Origin of the sequence: Polaromonas sp., assembly GCF_030682935.1 — a bacterium.
In the GTDB taxonomy this organism is placed as follows: Bacteria; Pseudomonadota; Gammaproteobacteria; order Burkholderiales; family Burkholderiaceae_C; genus Polaromonas.
Map to the genome: position 1 here is coordinate 1 of NZ_JAUXNA010000078.1, position 2,515 is coordinate 2,515.

Annotated in this window: 2 protein-coding genes; one reads left to right on the forward strand and one right to left on the reverse strand. The window is 59.8% G+C overall.

The features are described 5' to 3' along the window. The coding region (gene uvrB, locus Q8K05_RS03080; RefSeq protein ID WP_305245070.1) for an excinuclease ABC subunit UvrB at positions 1–1,665 on the reverse strand (1,665 nt) is incomplete at its 3' end. 184 nt (positions 1,666–1,849) lie between these two features. On the opposite strand from uvrB, the gene Q8K05_RS03085 reads away from it, so the two are divergent. Next, positions 1,850–2,515: aminotransferase class I/II-fold pyridoxal phosphate-dependent enzyme (locus Q8K05_RS03085; RefSeq protein WP_305245071.1), on the forward strand; the 666-nt coding region annotated here is incomplete at its 3' end.

Below are 2,515 nucleotides of genomic sequence, written 5' to 3' on the forward strand. Positions count from 1 at the left end.
GCGTTCTGACCTTAAAAAGCCTTCCTTGTCGGCATCCAGAATGGCCACCAGCGACACCTCGGGAATATCAATGCCTTCCCGCAGCAGGTTGATGCCGACCAGCACGTCAAACGCACCCAGCCTCAAGTCGCGCAATATTTCCACGCGCTCGACCGTGTCCACATCGCTGTGCAGGTAGCGAACCTTCACGCCGTTGTCGCTCAGGTAGTCAGTCAGCTGCTCGGCCATGCGTTTGGTCAGCGTGGTAATCAGCACCCGCTCGTTTTTGTCGACCCGGATACGGATTTCCTGCAGCACATCATCAACCTGGTGCGTGGCGGGCCGCACCTCCACCTGCGGGTCCACCAGCCCGGTGGGCCTGACCACCTGCTCGACCACCTGCCCGGCATGCTCTTGCTCGTAGGCGGCCGGTGTGGCCGACACAAAAATGGCCTGCCGCATCTTGGTTTCGAACTCCTCGAACTTCAGCGGCCGGTTGTCCAGCGCACTGGGCAGGCGAAAGCCATACTCGACCAGCGTGGTCTTGCGCGCCCGGTCGCCGTTGTACATGGCGTTGAGCTGGCCAATCATGACGTGGCTCTCGTCGAGAAACATCAGCGAGTCCTTGGGCAGGTAGTCACACAATGTAGAGGGCGCCGAGCCCGGCGGCGCGCCGCTCAGGTGGCGGGTGTAGTTTTCAATCCCCTTGCAATGCCCGATTTCGCTGAGCATTTCCAGGTCAAACCGCGTGCGCTGCTCGATGCGCTGGGCTTCAATCAGCTTGCCGTCGGCAATGAACTGGCCGACGCGCTCGGACAGTTCCAGCTTGATGGTTTCAACCGCCGTCATGACCTTGTCGCGCGGCGTGACGTAATGGCTCTTCGGGTACACCACAAAGCGCGGAATCTTTTGCCGGATCCGGCCCGTCAGCGGGTCAAACAGCTGCAGCGATTCGATTTCGTCGTCAAACAGTTCAATCCGCAGCGCCAACTCGGAATGCTCGGCCGGAAAAATATCTATTACGTCGCCGCGTACCCTGAAGGTGCCCCGCGAGAAATCCTGGTCGTTGCGGCTGTACTGCATGCGGATCAGCCGCGCAATGATGTCGCGCTGGCCCATCTTGTCAGCAACGCGCGCAATAAAACGCATCTGCGTGTAGTCCTCTGGCGCACCAATGCCGTAAATCGCACTGACGGTGCCCACAATGATGGTGTCCCGGCGCTCCAGCACGCTCTTGGTGGCGGACAGCCGCATCTGTTCGATGTGCTCGTTGATGGCGGAGTCTTTTTCAATGAACAGGTCACGCTGCGGCACATAGGCTTCGGGCTGGTAGTAGTCGTAATAACTGACGAAATACTCCACCGCATTCTTCGGAAAAAATTCCCGGAACTCGCTGTAAAGCTGCGCCGCCAGCGTCTTGTTGGGCGCAAACACAATGGCCGGGCGCCCCAGGCGCGCAATCACGTTGGCCATGGTGAAGGTCTTGCCGGATCCGGTCACGCCCAGCAGGGTCTGGAACACTTCACCGTCGCGCACGCCCTCGACCAATTTGTCGATCGCCTGCGGCTGGTCGCCGGCGGGCAGGTAGGGCTGAAACAGCTCAAACGGCGAATCCGGGAAACGCTGAAACTCGCCGACACCGGGCGTTGTCGTGGGCGCGCTACTAACTTCTCGTGCTTCTGGCATAAAACCTCAGTCAAGCCCCGCTAAAATTCAGGGCAACCAAACAGAATACGACATTCGGGCGCAAGCAGGAATCTCAAGCCCTGAATCGCCCCAATCAACAAATAATGCCCGAGAAGATTCCGGGCTGAAAAACCTGACTCCCGGCCTGACGACAGGCTGCTTTTTTACTCTCTGAGGATATTCCATGTCTTTGTTTACCGCTGTCGAAATGGCCCCGCGTGACCCGATTCTGGGTCTTAACGAACAGTTCAACGCCGATCCCAACCCCGCCAAGGTCAACCTGGGCGTGGGCGTGTACTACGACGACAACGGCAAGCTCCCCCTGCTGGAATGCGTGCAGGCCGCAGAAAAACAGATGATGGACGCGCCCAAGCCGCGCGGCTACCTGCCGATTGACGGGATTGCTGCCTACGACGCGGCCGTCAAGGGCCTGGTGTTTGGCGCCGACAGCGAGCCCGTCAAGTCAGGCCGGGTCGCCACAGTGCAGGCCATTGGCGGCACGGGCGGCCTGAAAGTGGGCGCCGATTTTCTGAAGCACCTGAACCCCAATGCCAAGGTGCTGATCAGCGACCCGAGCTGGGAAAACCACCGCGCGCTGTTCAGCAATGCCGGCTTCACCGTAGAAAACTACCCCTACTACGACGCGGCGAGCCGCGGCATCAACTTTGCAGGCATGCTGGCAGCGTTGAATAGCGCGGCTGCCGGAACCATCGTGGTGCTGCACGCCTGCTGCCACAACCCGACCGGCTACGACAACCCGCCCGCGCAGTGGTATCTGGTGATTGAGGCTGTAAAGGCAAACGACTTGGTGCCCTTTCTGGACATGGCCTACCAGGGATTTGGCCATGGC